This window comes from Streptococcus mitis (assembly GCF_946190155.1).
Lineage (GTDB): Bacteria > Bacillota > Bacilli > Lactobacillales > Streptococcaceae > Streptococcus > Streptococcus mitis_CL.
The window spans coordinates 36,444-56,602 of sequence record NZ_CAMHZL010000008.1 but is presented as its reverse complement, the minus strand read 5'-3'; the positions used below and the strand labels follow the sequence as shown (position 1 = coordinate 56,602).

Below are 20,159 nucleotides of genomic sequence, written 5' to 3'. Positions count from 1 at the left end.
AAGAAAAAAATGTAAATAGAAAAGGAAATCTAAAAAAATGAAAATCGAAAAATTTAAATTCAATCCTGAAGCTATTGGGAAGGCAAATTATGTACGTTCTGAAAAAGCACCTTCTATTATTGAAGGTAAACCCTTTGATGGAACACGACATATTGTGATGAATGCGAAACATGGTATGTTTTCAATCATTACTCCAAAAGATATGGCAACTTATAAAGTAAATGAGGAAGTTGAAGCTATTGAACCAACTTTTTTGGAAGATTATGTTGAAGGTACAAATTTTTCTGCTTCGACAAATGTATTGGCTAAAGGACTTAAACGTGTAGGGGGTAACAAATAATGGCTAAAAACGGACTTGAATTAGGAAATCGTGTAGAAATTTTCTCAAAGAAATATCGTATTTTGAATGATCTATTGTTAAATCCGAAGGAAATTTTGGGTACTTGTAAATTTATTAAGAATGAAGGCGCGCAATTTGTAAATGTTGATCTTGAAACTGGTGAAGGCGATTATGATGGTGTTGAAGTTCTTGTATATTCAGAAGGACAAGAAGATACTGTTTTCTTGAAAGTGACAGAACAATCAGAAGAAGAAATCAATGCTTTGAATCTTGGTTATCAAGAAGCTATTGATTTTGATACTTTGCTGGTTGCTTATCATGGTATGCGTAAGGCTGATCGTAATCAAGTAGAGCCGAACAAGCACCGTTTTGTTTTTGTGGTTGATAAACTTAAAAAAGCTGGTGGTCAACCTAAACAAGAACAGAAACATGAGCAAAAGCAAGAACATAAAGGATAATTTCTAAAGGAGAAAAGATATGGGGTTATTTCCTGTTTATAGAGGAGTTAGAATTTTTCCGTTTATGGAAAAATTAAGATACTTTATCTTTTCTTTTTTCTTTTTGTTGCTTAGCCCTATATTAGTGTTTTTTGTTTATTCAAATTTTGAGAAAATTAAGAATGTAGATATTTTTTCTATTGTTGTTTCAGTAGTTATGCTGATTCTAATAATTGCTTTAAGTGTGTATTTGACTTGGTTGTCTCAAGAGCGAATATTCTATTTTCAAAAGAGGGGAAGGGAATCTACTTTTGCTTTCTTTTTGAGGGAAAATGGCTATACCTATACTAAAAAGGTTAAGACGGATTCAGGAACTAGAGATAAGGTTGTTTTTCCTGTTGTTTATATGAAGCAGAATCGTTATGATTTAGAAATAGCTTTTAAGATGGCTGGAAATAAGTTTCAAGACAAGTTCAAGAAGATTGGTAGTGAACTTGAAACAACGTTCTTTATGGACTTTATGGAAGTTCAAGATGATGCAAAATTTAAGACATTTAAACTTGCATATTCAGCTTTTCAAAATCGAATCAAGGTAACTGATGTGGAGTATTCTGATAAAGGTATTCAACTGATGAAGAATCTCTATTGGAATCCTGTTGATGATCCACATTTACTTGTGTGTGGTGGTACTGGTGGAGGTAAGACAGTTCTTTTAAGAACTCTGATTCGTGCAATGGCTAAAGTTGGAGTAGTGGATATATGTGATCCAAAGCAAGCTGACTTTGTTACTATGTCGGAGCAGAAAGCCTTTGAAGGTCGTATTTCTTATCAGGTTGAAGATATTGTTTCTATGATTGAAAGAGCAGTTCAAATTATGTTCGCTCGCTATGCCTATATGCGTAAAATGCGTGAAGAAAATGGCGACAAGGATTTGAAGAAGTTTTTTGAATATGGACTTGAACCTTATTTTTTAGTTTGTGATGAATATAATGCCTTGTGCGCTATGCTTGATTTTCAGACAAGACAGCGTTTAGACAATGCTATGGGTCAATTCTTGCTTCTAGGAAGGCAAGCTGGGTGTTTTGCGACTATTGCAATGCAGAAGCCTTCTAGGGAAGATTTAGGCTCTAAACTACAGTCAAACATAAATTTTCGAATTTCTGTAGGTCGCCTAGATGAAGTCGGTTATGATTTAGCTTTTGGAGAAGTTAATAGGAATAAGGAATTTAAGTATGTGAAATATCTTGCTGGTAAGCGTGTATATGGTCGTGGATATGCGAGTGTGTATGGAGAAGTGGCTAGAGAGTTTTATTCTCCATTGCTTTCAAAAGAGTTCTCTTTCTTTGATGAATATGACAAGATTAAAAGACGAGAAAATCCTTTCAATCCATTAGAGAATCCTGAAGCTGTTCTTTCTGAAGAAGAAAAACAAGTGTTGCAGGAAGAAATGAAAGCTAATGAAGAACTTGAAAAAGGAACTGTAAAAAAAGATAGTTCTGAATTGGTACAAGAATTGCTTTCCAGCAAACAAGAAGAAAAAGAAGGAGATGATGTTCCTTTGATGAAAGCAAGTGATTTTTCTAATAAAGTTGGTGTAAGTTTTTCATCTGTTCAGAATCTATTGAAAAAATTGGAAGAACTTAATAAAATAACGATTCTAAAAGAAGATGGACTTATTGTATTGGATCGGTCACAAATTATTTTGTTGACTGACTTATTTGAATTAAAGGAAAGTGGAAGTCAGAAGTGGTCTGAAATTTTGGAAGATTTTCCTTTTGACGAATATGGACTATGAGAATAGGGGGAGATCCCCTTTTCTCTATTTTATGGATGTTGGTATAGTCTAGCACTCTAGTAGCTAGTAGCAGAAGCGAGGAAGCGAAGCGACGAGCGCCTGCGCTCACTAGCGCTCACTAGAGTGCTAGACTATGCTAATGAACCCACCTATTCTAATAGGTGGGTAACAAAAGTTACAAAATGCACTTCACGCTTACAGCGACAAGGGTTACACTTGTGTTACTTTTGTGATTTTTTGTGTTACTTTTATTTAAAAAGGGAGGTATTAAGGAGAAATGGAAGGAAAAAAGTTAAAAGAATTTAGAAAAGAAAGAAATATGACCAGAAAAGAATTTTCTTTAAAAACTGGTATCTCCCCTTCAACGCTGTTGGCTTATGAAAATGGGCATAGGAGGTTAAAAAAAGAAAAACGATTAGAAATCGAGAAGCATTTTTCTGTTGAAGAATGTGATACAAGTTTGACAAGGTATATGATAGATTATTTTAGATTTACACTGCATAATGAGTCTGATGTATATTTTGTAGCGAAAGAGTTTTTTGGATTTGATATTATGTTGAATCCTGAAACAACTTCATTTATGAAATATGAATTGTTGTATCGCTATGGTGATATTTGGTTTTTTGGTTTTAATTCTTCCTTTAGTGAGAATGGAGAAGATAAAAACAGAATTACGGTACAGTTAAGTGGTCAAGGTTGCAGGCAGTTAGAACTGTATCTTGAAAGTGAAAATATAACTTGGATAGATTTTATAAAAAGGTTCAAACAAAAATATGGGGAAAATTTTAGTGTTACTAGAATAGATATTGCAGTTGATGAAATTGCTAGAGAAGATACGAAAGAAAATTTTGATTTATCAACACTAGTAACAAGGTATTATAAACAGGATATTGTTTCGCCTTATCTAAAAAGTTTTTCGTTTGTGGGTGGTGGTGGATTTGATTTTGAGAATCCATTGGAAACAGAAAATAGACAAGGGTTATCAATCTATCTTGGTAGTCGGCAGTCTGAAATGTATTTTAACTTTTATGAAAAGAGGTATGAAATAGCGAAGAAAGAAGGTATAAGTGTATCAGATAGTGTAAGGTTATTTGGAATATGGAATCGTTATGAAGTTCGATTCTCACAAGGTAAGGCAAGGTCATTCATTTCAGAAGTTTTGGCTGGTGCAGAGATTGCTGAATTAACAAGGTCAATCTTTCAAGGAGCGATACAGATTTATGATGGTGCTGATGAACATGGATTTAGGAAGTTTGATAGTAAATGGCAAGAATTATTTGGCGATAATGAAGCTATTAGGCTATCGGTTAGTCCTGAGCCATATTCAGTTGATAGAACGATTAGATGGTTGGTAGAAAGAGTTTCCAATTCATTGTTATTCGTATCTGAAATTGATCGGTTGTTTCTGCAAGAAAATATGAAGAAGATAATGGAAGCAGGTGAACTAACTTCACGACAACGAAAAGAATTAGAACTTCTACAAAGTCAGTTAGGAAGGATAGGATGATTGAGTATAGACAAATTGAGAAGATTGTATATTTAATTCCTGCAAGAAACTTCTATGATGGTCTAACAGATAGTAAGGTAGCAAGAGATTATCAAGCCTATATTGAGTTTCAATCTCAAATCTATAAGCAGACAAGGAAGCGAAGTGATTGGGTTAAGTTGAAACGATTGATTAGAGATTATGAAACATACCTAGCAGGACAAGTAGATGTTAAGAGAAAGTTACTTTGGTTTGGCTTGTTAAGAAGGAATAAAAAAGAAATGGAAATGGAGTGTTTAAAATTGATTGAACGATTTCATTTAGAGGAGTGGATATAGGATATGGAAAAATTTCATGAAAAGTTAAAAATATTAAGGAAGAAGCGAGGACTGACACAAAAAGAATTTGCAGAAATGCTAGGAATTAGTCAAAAATCATATAGTCATTGGGAAACTGGGAAAAATGAACCTAACTATGAAAATTTAAGTATGTTAGCTTGTATATTTAATGTTTCGATTGATTATTTGTTAGGTGATTATTTGGAAATATCCAAAGAGAGATGTTTGAAATCTATGAAGATGAGGAAACAGAAAATGAAAACTAAAGAAGTTGAAATCCCACAAATTCCGCAGTTTATTGCAGACTGGGTGGATAAACTAAAAAGTGGGTTGTTCGGTCTCAATTATGATAGCGTGTCAAGCGAAATCTATGATTGGGTGTATGCTGAAGAAGAAAACATTAAAAAGTTGCACCTTGCAGTTGTAGTAGGGTACGAGTTAAAAGAGGAGGAATAAATGGGTGCAAGTAAACTATTCATTCCTGAAGTGATTGATGAACAAGATATTGTTTTCAACAAAGATAGCAACTATCACAAACAAAAGAAACAGGAAAAGAAAAATCCTATTTTTAAACAAGGCAAATCTAAAAAATAAGGAGAAAAAAAGATGATATTAGAAGAAGATGAATTGAAAGATTTTTGTAAAAAACTTCCACGGTCTGAGTTTGAAGATAGCGAGCGTGCAAAAAACGTTGCTATTAAAGCTATGAGGGTAGTATTGCTTGCATTGGGTTATGATACAGATTTTGTAGAAGATAAATTTAGAACAGAAGTAGAGAAGGCTATTGTGGTGAATGGAAATGGAATTTATGACAATTTTTTCAAAACGTTTAAAGAAATTAAGAAAGAATAAAGGGTTAAAACAACAACAAATAGCTGATGAAATAGGTGTAAATCGTGGTTCATATTCAAACTGGGAAAAAGGTAAAAGAGAGCCCAGCTTTGAAAATCTTCTTAAGTTAGCTGATTTACTAGAAGTTTCGTTAGATTGGTTATTTGGGAGAGAATAGATGAAAGTTAAGAAACGTTCTCCAGCTTTATAGCTGAATATATAAAAAGCTAAAGAAGAAAAGAGGTATAAAAAAATGGCTTTACAAGGAAAAGATAAACAAATTATTGAATTGTCGAATGAACTTGCAAAAAATTTGAAGTCAAAAGAATTTGATTCAGCGTGGAAGCATGCTGGTGAATTAAGTTCACTTCTTAAAAATGTTGAAGAATTGCAACTACCGTATCAAGTTATTGAGTGTATCAAGAAAGACCTTTCTAGTTACTATGCAATGAATAAGGAATTGAATAAGGTAACAACTCGTGCCTTTGCGATTGGTAGTAGTTTTGAGCGTTCAGCTTCAATTTAATTGAAATGATGAAGGAAGTCAAGTTTGGCTTCCTTTTTTATTTGGAAGGAGAAAAAAATGAGTATTAAAGTCGTCTATGATAAGTTTTCTGATGTGTGTGAGCATTACAATTTTGGAAAAAAGTTGCTTGATGAACCTGCAAAGATTATTGAACGCTTAGATGAACACTTTGACGGTGTAGAGTTTGGACAGTTTGATGGTAACAATCCTGATAATGTGTATGTCAATTCTTTTACAGAAGTTGATACGCAGGAAGCATTGATTGATTTTGCTGGTATTTTGGATCGTGGAGAATATGAGCAGTTAGTCAATGAAGATCGTTTAGCAGCCTATGTAGAAGAATATGAAGAAGAAATTGCTAGTCGTTTAGGAGATTCCTATGTATTTCTAGGGCATGAAGGTAATAGCTGGTACTTTTTGCAATAAAAAATAGTTGATAGTGAATATGGCTTCAAAAGTATTGATTAAGAATCCAAAAAATGGAAGGCAGGCTTGGTTTGGCTTGCCTTTGTATTTTGGAAAGTTGTCTGTGATTGGTTTGAGTGGTTCTTATGATGAACAGATTGAAATTGTTGATTATGAGGGCGATTCATTTATTGGATATGGTGTCTTTACTGTTGCTGATTTGGAACAGTTGAATAGACAAGTAGAAAGTTGATTAAGAAAGGATAAGAAATGGAATTAACAGCTTTAATTATGGATAATCGGTCAAAGAAAGTAAAACAATTTTCTTTGCCTGTTGATTTGGAATATGTTGCTTCTGAGTTTGGATATGATGTAGAAGATGTTTCTATAACGATTCAATCTATTGAAGAATTGCCTGATTTAAAAGTTGAAAGATGTTCATTGTTTTTGGTCAATGATCTTGCTGAAAATGTGGAAGATGTAGATGAAGATATTGTTCTATCATTCATTGAATCAGATAGCTCTGATCCAAAGGCTTTAGAAAGTGTTGATTTTGATAATTGTAGTTTATATCGTGATATTTCAACTGATAGAGAATTAGGTGAGTATGTTGTAGAAGAATTGGGTGCTGAATTGTCAAGGGAACAATTAGAATTCTATTTTGACTATGAAAAGTATGGTCGTGATGTTCGCTTAGAAGAGGGTGGTAGCTTTGTAAATAAAGGTTACTTTTTATCAAAATGATAGCGAATATAAGATTTTTGAGAGAAGGAAATTTTGAATTTCTCTGTGAACTAGATATTATGAAGTACAGTCAAGAACAGGTTCTTGAAAGAATAAATGAAAGAGGAATTGACAAAGACAACTTTTTTATTTGTGGAATTTCTGATTGGGAAGTGGATAAAATCATGTCGTTAGACGAGGTTTACTTGCTGAAGAAAGCAGTGATGGAATTATATGATGGTGATGAATACATTGTCAAATTTCAATTACAGCATTATATTCCTGTGACAAAAATTGCAACTAGATATTATAGATTTTGTTCTAAAGATGAAGTTGATACAATTTTTGAATTGACGAAAGAATTAGATTATAAATCGGTTGTTGATTATTTTTTTCAATGTGGGAATTGGGTGACAGTATTTCAAGGATTTATAGATCAGGGAGAAATATTAAATACTCCTATTGGCTTCTACAAGAAAGTTAATTTGTAAACATAGAAAGGAAAAAATGAGAAATTTATATTTAAAGAAGCCGAGAAAAGAAAAGCAAGTAAAAATGAAACAGATAAGTCAGAAAAAATCGAATCGTATTTTTTTAGCAGGCTTATCTTTTTTTATTCTTTTCTGTGGTTTTACAATGTTTGTTTCTTTAAGGACAAGTTCAAAAATGCTGGATAGATTGACAAATTCACCAGTTGTTGAATCAAAAAAAGAAACAGATCGTAAGTTGGAACAGTTCTTAGATGGATTTGTAAGTAGATATTTTACCTATAATTCACACAATGGCTCTAGTGAAGATGATGTAGCGAAATTGAATGAATACTATGGAAGTATTCCTGAAGTTAAGAATCAAGGTCAAACGAAGCAGGAAATGTCGGTAGTTAGCGCTCGTATGTTACTTGCTAAAGATGGTATAGCTGTATATCGTATTGTTTATGATACAAAAAAAGATGACAAGAATCAGCGTGTAGGTATAGAATTCTCGATTCCATACGGAGAAAAAGACGGTAAATACTATGTAGCTGGTTTACCTTGGTTTTCTCCTGTAAGTGATTTTAAGGCTGATGGTGTGGGAAAAGAAACTCATTTGGCTTTACTGGATAATGATGAAATTGGGGAAGGTAAAAGAAAGAAATTAGTTTCGTTCTTAGAATTATTCTTTAAAAATTACACAACTAGTCAAGCGAATTTAGATTTAATTTCTAAAGATATTAAGTCTATTGGTGGTGCAACATTTAAGAGTTTAGATTATACCTACTTTAAAGAAAAAGATGGGAAAATCTTGGCTTATGCTCAGATTACTTTAGAAGTAGCTGGTTCAACTCACAGCGAGAATTTTAGCTTTGAGTTAAGAGAAGATAAAGATAGTTATTTTGTAGAAAAGATGGAACATACAATTCCATTAGACTACAACAAGAAAGAAGAAAAAGGAGAATAAGATAGATGGCATTATTTAGTTTTTTAGTTTCTAAGTTTGGTGTTCCAGCAGTAGCATTTTTTGCAGGAATGAAAGCATTGAAAGCATGGAAGGAGCAACAGTTAGGAAAACTAGTTATCATTGTTTTGGTAGCTGGATTTATTCTTTTCTTTTTAGAAAATCCTGAAACCGTATTAAATGCAACTAAACCTATTTGGTCAAAATTGATTGAAGTAATTAAGTAGGAATGAAGAATGGAAAGAAAAGACAAGAAGCTGTATGTCTATACAACAGCATTTAGACAGCCTGTTTGGGTGCATAAATTAAATGAAGAATTTAGTTTACCATTTGCAATTAAAATGTCTGCGATTGTCTATTGCCTAGTAATTTTAGTGTTAGCTTGGTTTTTACTAGGCTTTATTCCTTACCTTGATTGGGGTTGGCGCTTTATGGCTGCTGCATTTGCTGGTTGGCAACTTGGGAATCTGTTAGCTGATTATAAGTTAGATGGAAAGACATTATTTAGATTTATTTATGAGTATTTGATTTTTTGGAAGGAATACGATAGTCAGCGAAAGAAAATATATATTTGTAAAGGAAAAAAATATGAGAAAGTGAGAAGTATCAAACGTGGAATTATCAAATAATATTTGGTCGGTTGCTGATGGTTTGATTCTGTTAAAAGATGGAACGGTTTTATCCGTATTTGAAATTGAATCACAAGTTGTCAATACGATTGAAGAAACGAAAAAGGAGACTAGTAAGGATATTGTTTATAATTGTTTAGCTAGTTTGGCAGAGTACAATGATTTAAGCATTCATAGTTTACATATTGATTTAGAATTGGCTAAGAAAATTGCTTTGTTATCACAAGATATTGAGCAAGGTCAAGGTACAAGTCCTTTAGGAAATTATATTGTATCTACAATGAAGTCACGATTGGAAGAAGAAGTAAGCTATCTCTTTGAGTATAAGCATTATCTTGTAGTCCCTTTGAAATCAGTTAATGTAACCTCGGACTTTAAACTAACTGTGGAACAGACGATAGAAACTTATCGAAAAAATGTGATGAAAATGGTTGGTTTTGAAGAATTACCAAAAGTTGATTGGTGGAAGGCTTGGCAAAATCAGAAAGATGTGATTCAAACTAAAATCCATGCTTTGAACGTGACAGAAGTTTCAAAAGCTGATTTAGAATTATTGAATCGGCTTCATTTTCTTGGTGGTCAAACATATGACAAAGAAAGTGAGTTGATTGCACTTGAAAATTCGATTGAGAATGTAGATGAAACAATTATTGAAGTTGTCGATGGGAATGCTTTGAAATTGACTAATGGTCAGGAAACAAGTTATGTAGCGACAATTCCTGTTGTTTCATATCCAAAAAATGTATCTTATCTTCATCTACAAGAAGAACTCCAAAATCTTGAATTTCCTGTTGATAGTATGTATAAAATCCGTTTTTCAACTCAAAAAGGTTTTTTCTCACTTTTATCCAGGGCAAGAAACAAGCGTAAGAATCTTGGTAATACGGTAAATGAAACAGCAGAAAATGATGATGTTCAAAAAATTGAAGTTTTGGAAAGCCATCAGTTGTTAGAAGATTTTCAGGAGAAACATGACAATAAAGAATTGATGATTACCTATCTTCATACCTTAACCATTACAGCAGACAGTTTGGAAGAATTGAATCTTAAGTTTGATATTCTATTTGCACGATTGAAAGAATTGGAAGTAGAAGTTGTCAAGGCTGTTGCAGATCGAGTATATCTATTCTATAAGAGTAGATTGACAGAAATTCTTGATAATAAAAAGGAGTCATTTCTTCAATATGGAAGTCTACGTGGACTTTGTGAGAATCTAATGTTTACGACTAAGAAGGTTGGAACAGAAATTGGATTTCCTATTGGTCGTGTTGATAATGAGATTTCTTCATGGTATGGAGATTTTCAAAAAGCTCTTGATTCAAGTACAAACATTGTATTTTCAAATTTATTACAAGCGAATAAAGTTGGAGTGAAGGGTAAGGAAACAAGCAATCCTCATATAGCTATAACTGGTTCAACTGGAAATGGTAAGTCATTCTTAACTAAGTTATTATTTACCTATCATTCTTTATTGAAAACAAAAGTATTGTATATTGATCCAAAAGCAGAAATGAAAAAACAATATTTAACTGTGTTATCTGAATTGGAAGAAAATGATGAATTTTATGAACTTCAAGAATATATCAAGTCAATCAATTTTGTGACCTTGGATATGAAAGATAAGAATAATAGAGGTGTTCTTGATCCATTCTCATTCTTACAAGATGAAGCTGAACTAACAGAGTTAGCAACTGTGCTTGTAGGTTCTGTATTGGATAAAGATACCTATATCAAGGTTCAACCACATTTGTTAGATTCGATTGACAAAGTGATTGAACGAAGGAAAGCTGGTGAGAAAGTCGGTATGTTACAAGTCTTTGATGAATTAGAGAAAAATTCAAAGGAAGATGTTGAAACTGCTGGATATTTCTTAAAAAGAATTTCAAGAAATTCTTTATTGTCACTTTGTTTTTCTGATGGAAGCCAAAATGTTCTGAATGTTGATAACAAAATTACAATCATTGAAATTGCAAACTTGGATATGCCTCAGAGTACGGATAAAGATGAAATGACTGAAACACAATTACGTAGTTTGACAGTTATGTATTCTTTGGCCTATTTCTGTGCGATTTTTGGTGAACGTGAGAAAGATAAGGAAACAATATTAGTCTTTGATGAAGCATGGCAGGTTATGTTAACTTCTGTTGGAAGGCAAGTAGTGAATCGTATTAAGCGTACGGGTCGATCATTTAATAATTTCTTATTGCTGGTTACTCAGTCTGTAAAAGACTTGAAAACAAGTGAAGATGGAACTGGATTTGGTACGGTATTTGCTTTCCCTGAAAATTCAGAAACAGAAGCTATTTTGAAACATTTGCGTGTAGAAGATAACGATTCTTCACGTTCTTGGCTTGAAAATCAAACAATGGGTCAATGTATCTATTATGATACGTTTGGAAGAAAAGAGCGTATTACAGTAGATGGTACACTTTATCCTATTTTAATGAAATTATTTGAAACAGTAGAAACAGAATTAGTTGCTGTATAGGGGGAGGAATATGAGAAAAAATATTTTACTAGTGTTTATTTGTTCTTTCTTTCTTCTTCCTGCTTTTGTAAAAGCTGATTCTGTTAAAGATATTCTTCCAAAAAATAACTTTGATATTATTGAATTTGATAGGAACACGAATAAGCCTAAACTGGTTGATCCTTCTGATAATGCTAAAAAAATATTAGACAAGGTTAAGAAAGAAGCAGAAGAAAAAGAGAATCAAAAGAAAAAGGAAGCAGAAAATAGCAAACTGACTTATGAGAATTATAAGTCTAAGATGTCTGATTTAACAAGTAAAGTTTACTTTGATAAAAAGTTTTTTGGATTTGATTCCAATGTTAATTATTTCTTTAATTCTATGGTTCAGTCTGTTTTTTGGCTTGGAAAACTTGTTTTCTATGTAGTTGCACAAGTTTATATTGCTGTTGAAGGAATGAGTGATGTTAGTGGATTGTTGAATGAAACTGTAAATAATTCTAGTAAAGTATTTTCTTCTTTGTTTAGTAGAGAAATTATTTATTTGGTTGGTGCAAGTATGGCAGTTTATTTACTGTATTTGTTTGCGACTGGAAAAGGTAGTTTCTTCAAAACATTGATAAAAATGTTATTGATTTATACTTGTATTGGAGTTTATTTCATTCAACTTAATGTAAATGGTCAAAATAAGTATTTGATAACTCATGTCTATGATAGTTTTAGAACAACAACAATTACTTTGAATGGGGAAATTACAAAAACTTTAACTGGTGAAAGTAAAAATGGAGTAGAAACATATTTTTCTGAAACTTTGTTGAAGGGATATAAGTATATGAACTCTCCTGTAAAAGAAGATGGTTCATTTCTTCTTTCTGAAAAAGAATTTGAAGATTTAGCTGCTTATAAGCAAGGTGATGGAGATCATTTAGTTGGCGATAAAAAAGTCAAGGATCTTGCAAAAGATAAAGACCCTGAAAACAAGATGTTAAAAAATGAGTGGGGCTTAAAATTTATGTATGCCTTTGCTTCTGATGCCGATATTATTGTGATGGGAACGATTTATTTATTGCTAGGGTTGTCACGATTCTTCTTTTTAATCGTTTTTATCTTTTTAATCCTATTGTTACCATTTATCCTTCTTCTAAGTCTGTTTCCTAAGATGGAGCATTTATTGATTGGATTCAATAAAAAAGGAATTTCAATGCTTGCTTTATCATCAATTATGCTTTTAGCAACTAGTATATTTTCATTCTTTTACAATACCTTAACTGAATTCATCTCTACTGCTGTAGGTGGTGATTTACTAGTTACAGTCTTTTTAAAAGGTGTATTATTGTTTCTAATGTGGAAGTATAGACATTCGCTTTTATCAGCATTTTCAAGAGTAACCAATAGTCCTGTTGGTAAGATTGGTCGAGAAATAAGCAATTCTCAGTCTGTTCAAAAACTGAAAGAAAGATTGTCAAAAACAGGTACGACTGGTTTGAAAGTAGGTGGAAACGGACTCAAAGTAGGTGGACAGTTTGCTAAAGGTGGATTGAAGATGGGTAAAGATAAGTTGAGTGAAAATCTTAAAACTTTACGTAAGAACAGTCCATTGGTAGATAAGGTTGCTGAAAAAGGTGATGTGATTAAGAATAGAATGAATTCGATTAAGGAACATAAAAATAGTTCAGTCAATGCCTTGAAAGAAAAAGGAAATAAGGCTTTAGCTAAACTCTATGGAGTGAGAGCTAATGCTTTTAAAGAGGGAAGTGCTGATAGAAATTTGTTGAAAGGAAAGAAGAAATTAAGAGATAAAGAAGCTAAAAAATATGCTGGTCAGAAACAGGCTTCTCGTGAATCAATTCAACGGCTGAAGGAAGAACGGTTGAAGAAAGGTCAGAAGCCATTTAAAGAGAATAAGGAAGGCTCAGTGAAACATAAAATGCAGACTCCAAAAACGGTCAATCCAAAAGATGTAGGACGAAGAAAAACAGTTGTAAAAAATCCTAAAAATGAAGAAATAGCTTCTAAAGAAATTTTAAGTAAGAAAACCAAAATATTGAAAACTAAAAAAAGAAAAAGGTTGAAATTTAATGGGTAACAAAACAGCGAAACGCTTTGGATTCTTTTTCGCAAGTCTTATACCTACGTTTTTAGTGATTCTCTTAATTCTTCTAAGCGTTATCGGAGTTGTTTCTGCTGGTGGCTCATCTAATTCTACAACTGGAAAGAGAACTCGATTAACAGCGCAAGAAGTTGCTCAAAAAGCCAATATATCTGTCGAACGTGCAGAAGATGTCATTAAGATTCTAAACTGGCAACTCTCTAAAGAGAAATTCACTTTAGAGGGTGCTAGTGGTTCACTTGCCAATGCTGAAAGAGAAAGTGATTTTGATCCTAAACTAACGAATCCATCAGGTGGAGTTGCTGGCTATTTTCAATGGTCAGGTTGGGATAATACTATCAATGGTGATAGATGGAGAAATGCTAGTTCTCGTACTTTAGATAGTACGGTGGAACTGGAATTGATGTCTTATGAGTTGAATCATGGCTATAAAAAAGTCAAAGACTATATGCAGAAGGCGACTGATCCTTTTGAAAGTGCAAAATATTGGTCTGAACATTATGAAGGTGTCTCACTTTCAGACGGTCAGACAAAATTAGGGAAGCTGGAAAAGGATAGTAAGAAGTGGTATGAAGTCTTTAAAGGTACGATTGAATCTGATGGTTCTTCAGGTGGGAACGCAATAGCTGGTAGTGCTGATGTGCCATTTGGTCAAGTTTCAACTGATTTACCTAGTGGATATTCGATTGATAAGGAAATTACAAAAGAAGGCTATATTACTCAGTCTTATCCTTATGGTCAATGTACTTGGTATGTATTCAATAGAGCAAAAGAATTTGGAATACATTTTGATCCATACATGGGGAATGGTCGAGACTGGGCGCATAAGTCAGGATATGAAGTGACGAATACTCCTACAAAACATTCTGCTCTTAGCTTTCAAGGGGGGCAAGCAGGTAGTCATAGCTTTTATGGACATGTAGCCTTTGTCGAAGATGTGAGGGATGATGGTTCAATTTTGATTTCTGAATGTAATGTAATTAAACCAATGCAAGAAACAGGAATTACTGATTATCGTGTATTTACTGCTGAACAAGCAAAGAATTTTTATTATGTAATTGGAAAATAAAGAAAAAAGAGGAAAAAAATATGAATAAAAAAATTGTAACACTAGTTTGTGTAACTGTATTAAGCGGCTTTGTAGCTGGTGTAAATGCTGATGAATTAACTTTGGGTGGAAGTGTAGCTTCTAAACAAGATACTGCTGGTTTAGTTGTGGCAGAACAGCCAAAAGAAGAACAGCCTGCTGTTGTCCCTGCTATTCAAACTGAAGGTGAGAATCTTGATTTAGGTAATAAAACAGAAAAAGAGCCTTCAAAAGATAATACAGGAGTTGTGGTAGAGCCTACAACTCCATCTGAAAAGCCGAAGGAGGAAAAACCAAAAGAAGATAAACCTTCTGAAAATCTTGGAAAAGATTCTGAGAAACAGCAGGAAAAGGATAATACAGGAGTTGTTGTAGAACCTAAAACTCCATCAGAACAGCCGAAGGAAGAAAAACCGAAGGAAGAAAAATCGAAAGAAGAAACGCCAAAAGAAGATAAGAAGCCTACTGTAGAAGATACTCCTGAAATTAAGGAAGCAAAACAAAAAGCAGAAGATAATGTAGGTGTGAAAGAATCTGATGAACCTAAACCATTGAATGTCACTAAAGAAGAAATCAAAGAACAGCCTATTGAAACGAATACAGGTCATACAGTTGTATCTACCAATCAAGGAAAAGTTGTAGTTGAAACAAGCGAAGGTGATTATGCTGAAAAAGAGCCTTATGAAATTGGTGCTGTGAAGCAGTCTGACGGTACAATCGCTTTGAAAGATAAAGATGGAGAATTGAAAGTTCTTCCGAATACAGGTTCAGCTAGTACAATTTTCACGACTATTTGGGGATTTGTAGGATTGATTGCGACTGTTTGGGGTAAACGTAAATTGAATTAAGGGAGACAGAATGAAAGAGTTGTTTAGAATTTTGAGGGAATCTGATAAATTGGGATATAAATTATCTGCGATTTGTGGAGTAAATTGGCTGCTAGGTCAGTTGTTTAAATGGCAATCTTTAGTGTTTGAAATGATAGCGTGTGCCGTTCTGATTAAGAAAATATCAGCAATACTTGAAATTAGTTCAAATTATTTAGGATTTTTAATGGTTATTTTTATCTTAGCTGTTTCCTTTTCAAAATTGCGTTTTGGTTTTGAGAGATTCATTTATTCATTTTCTGAAGGTATTGTGTTAGTCTTGATTTTTTCAATCGTAGTGGATTTTCCATTTCAAGAGAATGAATCTTCATTATGGATTTTAATAGCTCTTATTAGCATTGGTATTTGTCAGTTTATGAAGTGGTTTCAAGCAAAACTTTTTCAGCGTTATCTATTCAAAAATATCTTAAACAAGGCCTACCTTGGAATTCGAAAATTAAAAGATGAGTTACCTCCTAAAATCAATCTTTTTACGGAAGCAGGTCAAAGTGATGCAAATCATCGAATGGTTATGATTAATAAAGATGCAATAAAAGAGACTTATCAAGGAATTGTAGAGTTAAGTTTTTTGAATGTTGAAAGATTTACTGGTATTGCTTATTCTAGAGAAGCATGGAATGGTGTTGAAGCTCCTTTGAAAAAAAGATTTTCTGATGTAGATGAAATGTATCATTTAGTGTTTAGAGTATATCCTTTTGGAAAAAGAATAAATTTATCTTTCAATTTGATTCGATTAGATTTAAGTCGAAGAAAGTCTTTTACAGTGGAAGGTGTAAAAGTAAGATTAGTAAATGAATAAGGCAGAGTAAAATCTGCCTTTTTTTCTTTTTTAGAAATATGATAAGATAGAAAGGAGAAAAAATGATTGAGGAGTATTCAATTATGGATTGGATAACATTTAGTGGAATTGTTGCAACGATAGCTTCATTAGTAGGTATTGCTATTAAATTAGCTAGAGATAATAGTGGCCTTAAAGCTGAAATGAAGGCATTGTCAAAAGAGCGTGAAATGGAACATGATAGTTTGTCTAGTGAGCATAGAGGCTTGTCTAAAGAACATGATGCCTTGTCTAAAGAGCATGCTTCTATTAAAAAAGATACAGAATATATTTCAGATGAAATGAAACAAGAGAAAATGGCTAGAGAAATTTTGTATCAAAATACTACAAAAGCTAGAGAAATTTTAGATACAATGGATTTGATGAAAGAAGTTGTACTTCAAAATTCAAAATTAACTCAAGAAGTAACAAGATTGAAAGTAGAAAACTTTGATTTATCTAGTAGTAATTCTCAGTTAGATAGTCAACTATGTAAAGTGTATCCACTTTTAAGAAAGATACATGGTCAGTTAGCTTCTCTTGAAGATTATTGCAGTACAGAAGAAGCACAAACACTTTTGAAACGTGTTGAAAGTCAATTATCTGAATTGACAAAGTAGTGTAAGTGACAATTTTAGAAAAAGTGATATAATAAAAGAAAGTGAAAGGAGAAGGAATCATGATTAAAGAGTTTGGTGTGACAAATTTGGAAGTAACCAAAGAAGATATTTCCAAAAATCCTAACAATCCAATTCTGCGTATGTATGATGATGAAGAATTGATTGGTACATTTAGTATTCTTACTGGTGAAGTCTTAGAGGATTTTGACTTGGCAGATTATGATGTTCGATTTGCACAAAAACAAATTGAATTGAATCGTGATAACTACCTTGAAACGTGGAAGGACTACGTGGGGTTATTACATGCCTAAGTACTCTTTCTTAAAGTATGGTATTGAGATTCGTCCGAACGAACACAACCATAAAGGTCAGATGGCTCATATTCATATTTATATTCATGGCGAGGAAGTTGGATCAATGTTTTTAAATGGTGAACTTCGTGATGGAAAGTTAAAGTCAAAAGATATGAAAATAGTAAGACAATATGTTTTAGAAAATGCAGATGAACTTCAGGCATTATGGAATGAATACCAAAATAGTGCATATTAAGAATAATAGTAAAAAAGAGCAAGTCACAAATGGCTTGTTTTATTTTTTGTGGTATAATACATTAAGAGAATAGTAGGAGAAGATGATGGTACAACAATCTTTTAAAACAAGGATAAAAGATTTTATAGTAAAAACTGAAGATGAACGAGAACAGTTGTATTATTCTAGTAGTGTTGAAGCATATTTATTGCTAACAGATGAAGAATTTCAGTCAAAAAAGATAATGGTTGAAACACAATTAGCTGTTGAAAAGGTAAAATTTACACTTTTTATTACAATTATTTTAATTACGTTTCTGACAGGTTTTACAGAAAAGATGTTTGCTTTTTTGAAGTTGATCAGTTCTAATATGATGTCAGCTTCTATTGAAAATAATGTGGTTTATGATGGAATTTTTTGGTTGTCAATTCTTTTATATTTTATTGTATTGTTGGTGTTATTATTTATAATTTTAATTTCTTTAAAAAAATATGCTAATTTAGTAAGGGAAGAAAAGATAATCAATCAAGTTAGTGGTATGAGAGAGAATAGAGGAGAATAGAAATTGATTGAAAGATTATGGTATCAAGTTCCAGCTCAAATTTTATCTTTTATAATGTATATAGTATCTGTTATTATTTATTTAGTAAAACTAGATGGACTGAATAAGTTATTGTTGATGAAATATCCATCAAATTCTCCGTTTAAGATAATGGGACATAATAATAATCAGCCATTGTTGTATATTATAGGAGCAATCATTTTTTATATAGTTGGGATATTATTGATAGTATATTTTTCAAAAAGTATGTCAAGAGTGTCTATTGAAGGAACTATTTTTTTAATCATTTCAGTTATTTTAATAATAGTTAGTTTGATTTTAATATTTTTCTTTATTAACAATCCAATATTAAGAGCATTTTTGGTGGTTATTGGATTGAGTAGTATTTTTATGGGGGCTATTAGTCAGTCTTAAAAATAAAAAAAGTACAAGTCAGAAATGGCTTGTTTTTTTTGTTGTTTTTTATAGAGAATAGTGAACATAAAGAAACCTGGATATGGCTTAAAATTCGGATTTTAGGTCAAAAAGTTCCACAAGGTATTCAAAGATTGTTTGGAAATAGGAGAATAAAAATGGAAAAATTATATAATAATTATCCTGATATTTGTGTGTCAAAGAAGGATTTAAAAGCAAATTATTTTCCTTCGATTAGTATTAAAACAATTGAAAGGAGATTAGACGAAAGTCAAAAGACGAAAGAATTTAAAGATATATCTTTTAGAACAGGACAAAAAGTATTGATTAACGTGAGAGGATTTTATTTATTTCTTCTGCATAGAGAGAGAGTTAGATATATTTGATTGGAAAAAAATGATATACTATAGTTATTGACTAGAGATATACTCATTTTTAAAAGGAGTATAAAATGTTTTTTAGAGAATTGGAGAATGGAAAATATAGATATTATGAAAAATATTTTGATTTAGAAGGGAATAAGTGGAAGCAAGTTTCTATAACTTTAACTTCTAAGACAAGGCAAGCTCAGAAACAGGCAAGACTATTGTTGGATGAGAAAATAGAAAAAAAGAGGGAGAAAATAGAAAAGCAGAAGGAAGTAGTTAGAGATATTACAGTTAAACAAGCCTATGAAGAATATTTGAAAATTCGTGAAACAGAATTGAAAAAGAGTACGTTTAAGTCACAAAAATATACAATAATTGGGGAAATTCGGAAGTTGGAAAATTATTTGTTATTAGATGTGACAAGTCGAATTGTTCAAAATATACTATTGGAATTGTCCTGCTCGTCAGATCATAGACAAAATAAAAAAGTATTATTAAACTCATTTTTTAAGTATTGTTTGAAAGTTGGTTATATAATAGAAAATCCTGTTGAAAAGGTAGTTTTACCAAAAAGAAAAAAGAACCTGAAAGAAATTAGAAAAAAACAAAATAAATATTTAACAAGAAATGAAATGTTTCAGTATCTGAATTTTTTAGATAAGGAAGAAAAGAACTATAAAAGTCGTTTAATTGTTGAATTTATGTATTTAACAGGTTTAAGATTTGGAGAAGTTTTAGCTTTGACGAAAGATAATATTGATTTTGAAAACAAAACATTAGAAGTTAAATATACCCTTCATACAAATGGAAGTAAGTCGGAAGTATTTTTGGATAGTCCGAAAAGTTTGGCTTCATATAGAGTGATCGGTATTAGTGGTAGAGTGATAGAAATTGTAAATGAGTATCTTCTTTTAGAGGAAGAAGGTGATTATATATTTACAAATAATGGTTCCCCCTTAATGATAACTAGTTTCAATAATTTTTTGAAAAATAGTTTTAGGAAAAGTGAGATTAAGAAAGATGATTTTGTATTGACTACTCATGTTTTTAGGCATTCGCATATAAGTTTACTTGCAGAATTGGAAGTACCTATAAAAGCGATAATGGATCGTGTAGGTCATACGAATGAAAAAATGACTTTAAGTGTTTATACTCATGTTACTGAGAAGATGAAGTCGAATATAACTGAAAAATTAGATAAATTAGTTTTGGAAAATGACTAACCAAAAAGTAACCAAAAGATGTCCAAAGTAGTCTAAGATTGTCTATACTTTGAGAGTATTTTAGTTAGAAAAAGTGGCTTGTTGTCTATAATTGTCTACATTAGCCTAGCTTTTATCAATGGAAAATGTTAT

General features: G+C 32.0%; 29 protein-coding genes. All 29 read left to right on the top strand.

Features of this window, described 5'->3' with window-relative positions:
• Positions 1–37: 37 nt before the first annotated feature.
• The 29 genes from N8O80_RS07545 to N8O80_RS07405 all read left to right on the top strand — a co-directional run bounded on the left by N8O80_RS07545 (position 38) and on the right by N8O80_RS07405 (position 20,027).
• A complete protein-coding gene (locus tag N8O80_RS07545; protein ID WP_261013272.1) occupies positions 38–340 on the top strand; it encodes a hypothetical protein in 303 nt (100 codons plus the stop codon).
• A complete protein-coding gene (locus N8O80_RS07540; RefSeq protein WP_261027611.1) occupies positions 340–798 on the top strand; it encodes a hypothetical protein in 459 nt (152 codons plus the stop codon). Before N8O80_RS07545 ends, N8O80_RS07540 begins: the two co-directional genes overlap by 1 nt.
• Positions 799–817: 19 nt before the next feature.
• A complete protein-coding gene (locus tag N8O80_RS07535; RefSeq protein WP_261027609.1) occupies positions 818–2,572 on the top strand; it encodes an FtsK/SpoIIIE domain-containing protein in 1,755 nt (584 codons plus the stop codon).
• A 277-nt stretch (positions 2,573–2,849) separates the two neighbouring features.
• Positions 2,850–4,079, top strand: coding sequence for a replication initiation factor domain-containing protein (locus N8O80_RS07530; RefSeq protein WP_261027607.1), 1,230 nt, complete (start codon positions 2,850–2,852; stop codon positions 4,077–4,079).
• Positions 4,076–4,396, top strand: a complete 321-nt coding sequence (locus N8O80_RS07525; protein WP_261027605.1) for a hypothetical protein — start codon at positions 4,076–4,078, stop codon at positions 4,394–4,396. Before N8O80_RS07530 ends, N8O80_RS07525 begins: the two co-directional genes overlap by 4 nt.
• A 3-nt stretch (positions 4,397–4,399) precedes the next feature.
• Complete coding sequence (locus tag N8O80_RS07520) at positions 4,400–4,852, top strand: helix-turn-helix domain-containing protein (protein ID WP_261027603.1); 453 nt, start codon at positions 4,400–4,402, stop codon at positions 4,850–4,852.
• Positions 4,853–4,990: a hypothetical protein gene (locus N8O80_RS07515; RefSeq protein WP_261027601.1), complete on the top strand. Its 138-nt coding sequence runs from the start codon at positions 4,853–4,855 to the stop codon at positions 4,988–4,990.
• 12 nt (positions 4,991–5,002) lie between these two features.
• Positions 5,003–5,248 carry a hypothetical protein gene (locus tag N8O80_RS07510; protein ID WP_261027597.1) on the top strand — a complete coding sequence of 82 codons (246 nt, stop codon included), beginning with the start codon at positions 5,003–5,005 and terminating at the stop codon, positions 5,246–5,248.
• On the top strand, positions 5,205–5,405 hold the full coding sequence (locus N8O80_RS07505) for a helix-turn-helix transcriptional regulator (protein WP_261027594.1): 201 nt from the start codon (positions 5,205–5,207) through the stop codon (positions 5,403–5,405). Before N8O80_RS07510 ends, N8O80_RS07505 begins: the two co-directional genes overlap by 44 nt.
• Before the next feature lie 75 nt (positions 5,406–5,480).
• A complete protein-coding gene (locus N8O80_RS07500) occupies positions 5,481–5,753 on the top strand; it encodes a hypothetical protein (RefSeq protein ID WP_261027592.1) in 273 nt (90 codons plus the stop codon).
• 57 nt (positions 5,754–5,810) lie between these two features.
• Positions 5,811–6,179: a hypothetical protein gene (locus N8O80_RS07495; protein WP_261027590.1), complete on the top strand. Its 369-nt coding sequence runs from the start codon at positions 5,811–5,813 to the stop codon at positions 6,177–6,179.
• A 19-nt stretch (positions 6,180–6,198) separates the two neighbouring features.
• A complete protein-coding gene (locus N8O80_RS07490; RefSeq protein ID WP_125429777.1) occupies positions 6,199–6,411 on the top strand; it encodes a hypothetical protein in 213 nt (70 codons plus the stop codon).
• Positions 6,412–6,428: 17 nt separating this feature from the next.
• Entirely contained in the window at positions 6,429–6,902 is a 474-nt protein-coding gene (locus tag N8O80_RS07485; protein WP_261027584.1) for an antirestriction protein ArdA, read from the top strand.
• Positions 6,899–7,372 (top strand): hypothetical protein, encoded by a 474-nt coding sequence (locus N8O80_RS07480; protein WP_261027581.1) that lies wholly within the window; start codon positions 6,899–6,901, stop codon positions 7,370–7,372. The genes N8O80_RS07485 and N8O80_RS07480 overlap by 4 nt, the downstream gene beginning before the upstream one ends.
• Before the next feature lie 16 nt (positions 7,373–7,388).
• Complete coding sequence (locus tag N8O80_RS07475) at positions 7,389–8,318, top strand: conjugal transfer protein (protein ID WP_261027579.1); 930 nt, start codon at positions 7,389–7,391, stop codon at positions 8,316–8,318.
• A gap of 5 nt (positions 8,319–8,323) precedes the next feature.
• Positions 8,324–8,542, top strand: coding sequence for a TcpD family membrane protein (locus N8O80_RS07470; RefSeq protein WP_001173341.1), 219 nt, complete (start codon positions 8,324–8,326; stop codon positions 8,540–8,542).
• Between the two features lie 9 nt (positions 8,543–8,551).
• Positions 8,552–8,944 (top strand): TcpE family conjugal transfer membrane protein, encoded by a 393-nt coding sequence (locus N8O80_RS07465; protein ID WP_125429783.1) that lies wholly within the window; start codon positions 8,552–8,554, stop codon positions 8,942–8,944.
• The gene (locus tag N8O80_RS07460) at positions 8,928–11,432 is read left to right on the top strand and encodes an ATP-binding protein (protein ID WP_261027577.1); all 2,505 of its coding nucleotides are present in this window, start codon (positions 8,928–8,930) and stop codon (positions 11,430–11,432) included. Before N8O80_RS07465 ends, N8O80_RS07460 begins: the two co-directional genes overlap by 17 nt.
• Before the next feature lie 10 nt (positions 11,433–11,442).
• The gene (locus tag N8O80_RS07455; RefSeq protein WP_261027575.1) at positions 11,443–13,497 is read left to right on the top strand and encodes a hypothetical protein; all 2,055 of its coding nucleotides are present in this window, start codon (positions 11,443–11,445) and stop codon (positions 13,495–13,497) included.
• The gene (locus N8O80_RS07450) at positions 13,490–14,590 is read left to right on the top strand and encodes a phage tail tip lysozyme (RefSeq protein ID WP_261027574.1); all 1,101 of its coding nucleotides are present in this window, start codon (positions 13,490–13,492) and stop codon (positions 14,588–14,590) included. Before N8O80_RS07455 ends, N8O80_RS07450 begins: the two co-directional genes overlap by 8 nt.
• A gap of 20 nt (positions 14,591–14,610) precedes the next feature.
• Positions 14,611–15,456, top strand: coding sequence for an LPXTG cell wall anchor domain-containing protein (locus tag N8O80_RS07445; RefSeq protein ID WP_261027572.1), 846 nt, complete (start codon positions 14,611–14,613; stop codon positions 15,454–15,456).
• Positions 15,457–15,466: 10 nt separating this feature from the next.
• The gene (locus N8O80_RS07440) at positions 15,467–16,294 is read left to right on the top strand and encodes a hypothetical protein (RefSeq protein ID WP_261027570.1); all 828 of its coding nucleotides are present in this window, start codon (positions 15,467–15,469) and stop codon (positions 16,292–16,294) included.
• A 62-nt stretch (positions 16,295–16,356) separates the two neighbouring features.
• On the top strand, positions 16,357–16,932 hold the full coding sequence (locus N8O80_RS07435) for a hypothetical protein (protein ID WP_261027569.1): 576 nt from the start codon (positions 16,357–16,359) through the stop codon (positions 16,930–16,932).
• A gap of 59 nt (positions 16,933–16,991) precedes the next feature.
• Positions 16,992–17,243, top strand: coding sequence for a hypothetical protein (locus N8O80_RS07430; protein ID WP_084919846.1), 252 nt, complete (start codon positions 16,992–16,994; stop codon positions 17,241–17,243).
• Complete coding sequence (locus tag N8O80_RS07425) at positions 17,236–17,481, top strand: DUF4160 domain-containing protein (protein WP_006150004.1); 246 nt, start codon at positions 17,236–17,238, stop codon at positions 17,479–17,481. Before N8O80_RS07430 ends, N8O80_RS07425 begins: the two co-directional genes overlap by 8 nt.
• Positions 17,482–17,566: 85 nt before the next feature.
• Positions 17,567–18,022 (top strand): hypothetical protein, encoded by a 456-nt coding sequence (locus N8O80_RS07420; RefSeq protein WP_094753488.1) that lies wholly within the window; start codon positions 17,567–17,569, stop codon positions 18,020–18,022.
• 3 nt (positions 18,023–18,025) lie between these two features.
• Positions 18,026–18,436 carry a hypothetical protein gene (locus N8O80_RS07415; RefSeq protein ID WP_261027559.1) on the top strand — a complete coding sequence of 137 codons (411 nt, stop codon included), beginning with the start codon at positions 18,026–18,028 and terminating at the stop codon, positions 18,434–18,436.
• Positions 18,437–18,594: 158 nt separating this feature from the next.
• Positions 18,595–18,822, top strand: a complete 228-nt coding sequence (locus N8O80_RS07410) for a hypothetical protein (protein WP_000413840.1) — start codon at positions 18,595–18,597, stop codon at positions 18,820–18,822.
• A gap of 65 nt (positions 18,823–18,887) precedes the next feature.
• Entirely contained in the window at positions 18,888–20,027 is a 1,140-nt protein-coding gene (locus tag N8O80_RS07405; RefSeq protein ID WP_261027556.1) for a tyrosine-type recombinase/integrase, read from the top strand.
• Positions 20,028–20,159: the final 132 nt, after the last annotated feature.

Coding starts and splice junctions, on each gene's coding strand:
- N8O80_RS07485 (WP_261027584.1), top strand. CDS start 6,429: ATGGAATTAACAGCTTTAATTATGGATAATCGGTCAAAGAAAGTAAAA.
- N8O80_RS07515 (WP_261027601.1), top strand. CDS start 4,853: ATGGGTGCAAGTAAACTATTCATTCCTGAAGTGATTGATGAACAAGAT.
- N8O80_RS07440 (WP_261027570.1), top strand. CDS start 15,467: ATGAAAGAGTTGTTTAGAATTTTGAGGGAATCTGATAAATTGGGATAT.
- N8O80_RS07445 (WP_261027572.1), top strand. CDS start 14,611: ATGAATAAAAAAATTGTAACACTAGTTTGTGTAACTGTATTAAGCGGC.
- N8O80_RS07455 (WP_261027575.1), top strand. CDS start 11,443: ATGAGAAAAAATATTTTACTAGTGTTTATTTGTTCTTTCTTTCTTCTT.
- N8O80_RS07525 (WP_261027605.1), top strand. CDS start 4,076: ATGATTGAGTATAGACAAATTGAGAAGATTGTATATTTAATTCCTGCA.
- N8O80_RS07470 (WP_001173341.1), top strand. CDS start 8,324: ATGGCATTATTTAGTTTTTTAGTTTCTAAGTTTGGTGTTCCAGCAGTA.
- N8O80_RS07465 (WP_125429783.1), top strand. CDS start 8,552: ATGGAAAGAAAAGACAAGAAGCTGTATGTCTATACAACAGCATTTAGA.
- N8O80_RS07530 (WP_261027607.1), top strand. CDS start 2,850: ATGGAAGGAAAAAAGTTAAAAGAATTTAGAAAAGAAAGAAATATGACC.
- N8O80_RS07490 (WP_125429777.1), top strand. CDS start 6,199: ATGGCTTCAAAAGTATTGATTAAGAATCCAAAAAATGGAAGGCAGGCT.
- N8O80_RS07545 (WP_261013272.1), top strand. CDS start 38: ATGAAAATCGAAAAATTTAAATTCAATCCTGAAGCTATTGGGAAGGCA.
- N8O80_RS07520 (WP_261027603.1), top strand. CDS start 4,400: ATGGAAAAATTTCATGAAAAGTTAAAAATATTAAGGAAGAAGCGAGGA.
- N8O80_RS07505 (WP_261027594.1), top strand. CDS start 5,205: ATGACAATTTTTTCAAAACGTTTAAAGAAATTAAGAAAGAATAAAGGG.
- N8O80_RS07425 (WP_006150004.1), top strand. CDS start 17,236: ATGCCTAAGTACTCTTTCTTAAAGTATGGTATTGAGATTCGTCCGAAC.
- N8O80_RS07535 (WP_261027609.1), top strand. CDS start 818: ATGGGGTTATTTCCTGTTTATAGAGGAGTTAGAATTTTTCCGTTTATG.
- N8O80_RS07540 (WP_261027611.1), top strand. CDS start 340: ATGGCTAAAAACGGACTTGAATTAGGAAATCGTGTAGAAATTTTCTCA.
- N8O80_RS07435 (WP_261027569.1), top strand. CDS start 16,357: ATGATTGAGGAGTATTCAATTATGGATTGGATAACATTTAGTGGAATT.
- N8O80_RS07450 (WP_261027574.1), top strand. CDS start 13,490: ATGGGTAACAAAACAGCGAAACGCTTTGGATTCTTTTTCGCAAGTCTT.
- N8O80_RS07410 (WP_000413840.1), top strand. CDS start 18,595: ATGGAAAAATTATATAATAATTATCCTGATATTTGTGTGTCAAAGAAG.
- N8O80_RS07430 (WP_084919846.1), top strand. CDS start 16,992: ATGATTAAAGAGTTTGGTGTGACAAATTTGGAAGTAACCAAAGAAGAT.
- N8O80_RS07405 (WP_261027556.1), top strand. CDS start 18,888: ATGTTTTTTAGAGAATTGGAGAATGGAAAATATAGATATTATGAAAAA.
- N8O80_RS07495 (WP_261027590.1), top strand. CDS start 5,811: ATGAGTATTAAAGTCGTCTATGATAAGTTTTCTGATGTGTGTGAGCAT.
- N8O80_RS07480 (WP_261027581.1), top strand. CDS start 6,899: ATGATAGCGAATATAAGATTTTTGAGAGAAGGAAATTTTGAATTTCTC.
- N8O80_RS07475 (WP_261027579.1), top strand. CDS start 7,389: ATGAGAAATTTATATTTAAAGAAGCCGAGAAAAGAAAAGCAAGTAAAA.
- N8O80_RS07500 (WP_261027592.1), top strand. CDS start 5,481: ATGGCTTTACAAGGAAAAGATAAACAAATTATTGAATTGTCGAATGAA.
- N8O80_RS07420 (WP_094753488.1), top strand. CDS start 17,567: ATGGTACAACAATCTTTTAAAACAAGGATAAAAGATTTTATAGTAAAA.
- N8O80_RS07510 (WP_261027597.1), top strand. CDS start 5,003: ATGATATTAGAAGAAGATGAATTGAAAGATTTTTGTAAAAAACTTCCA.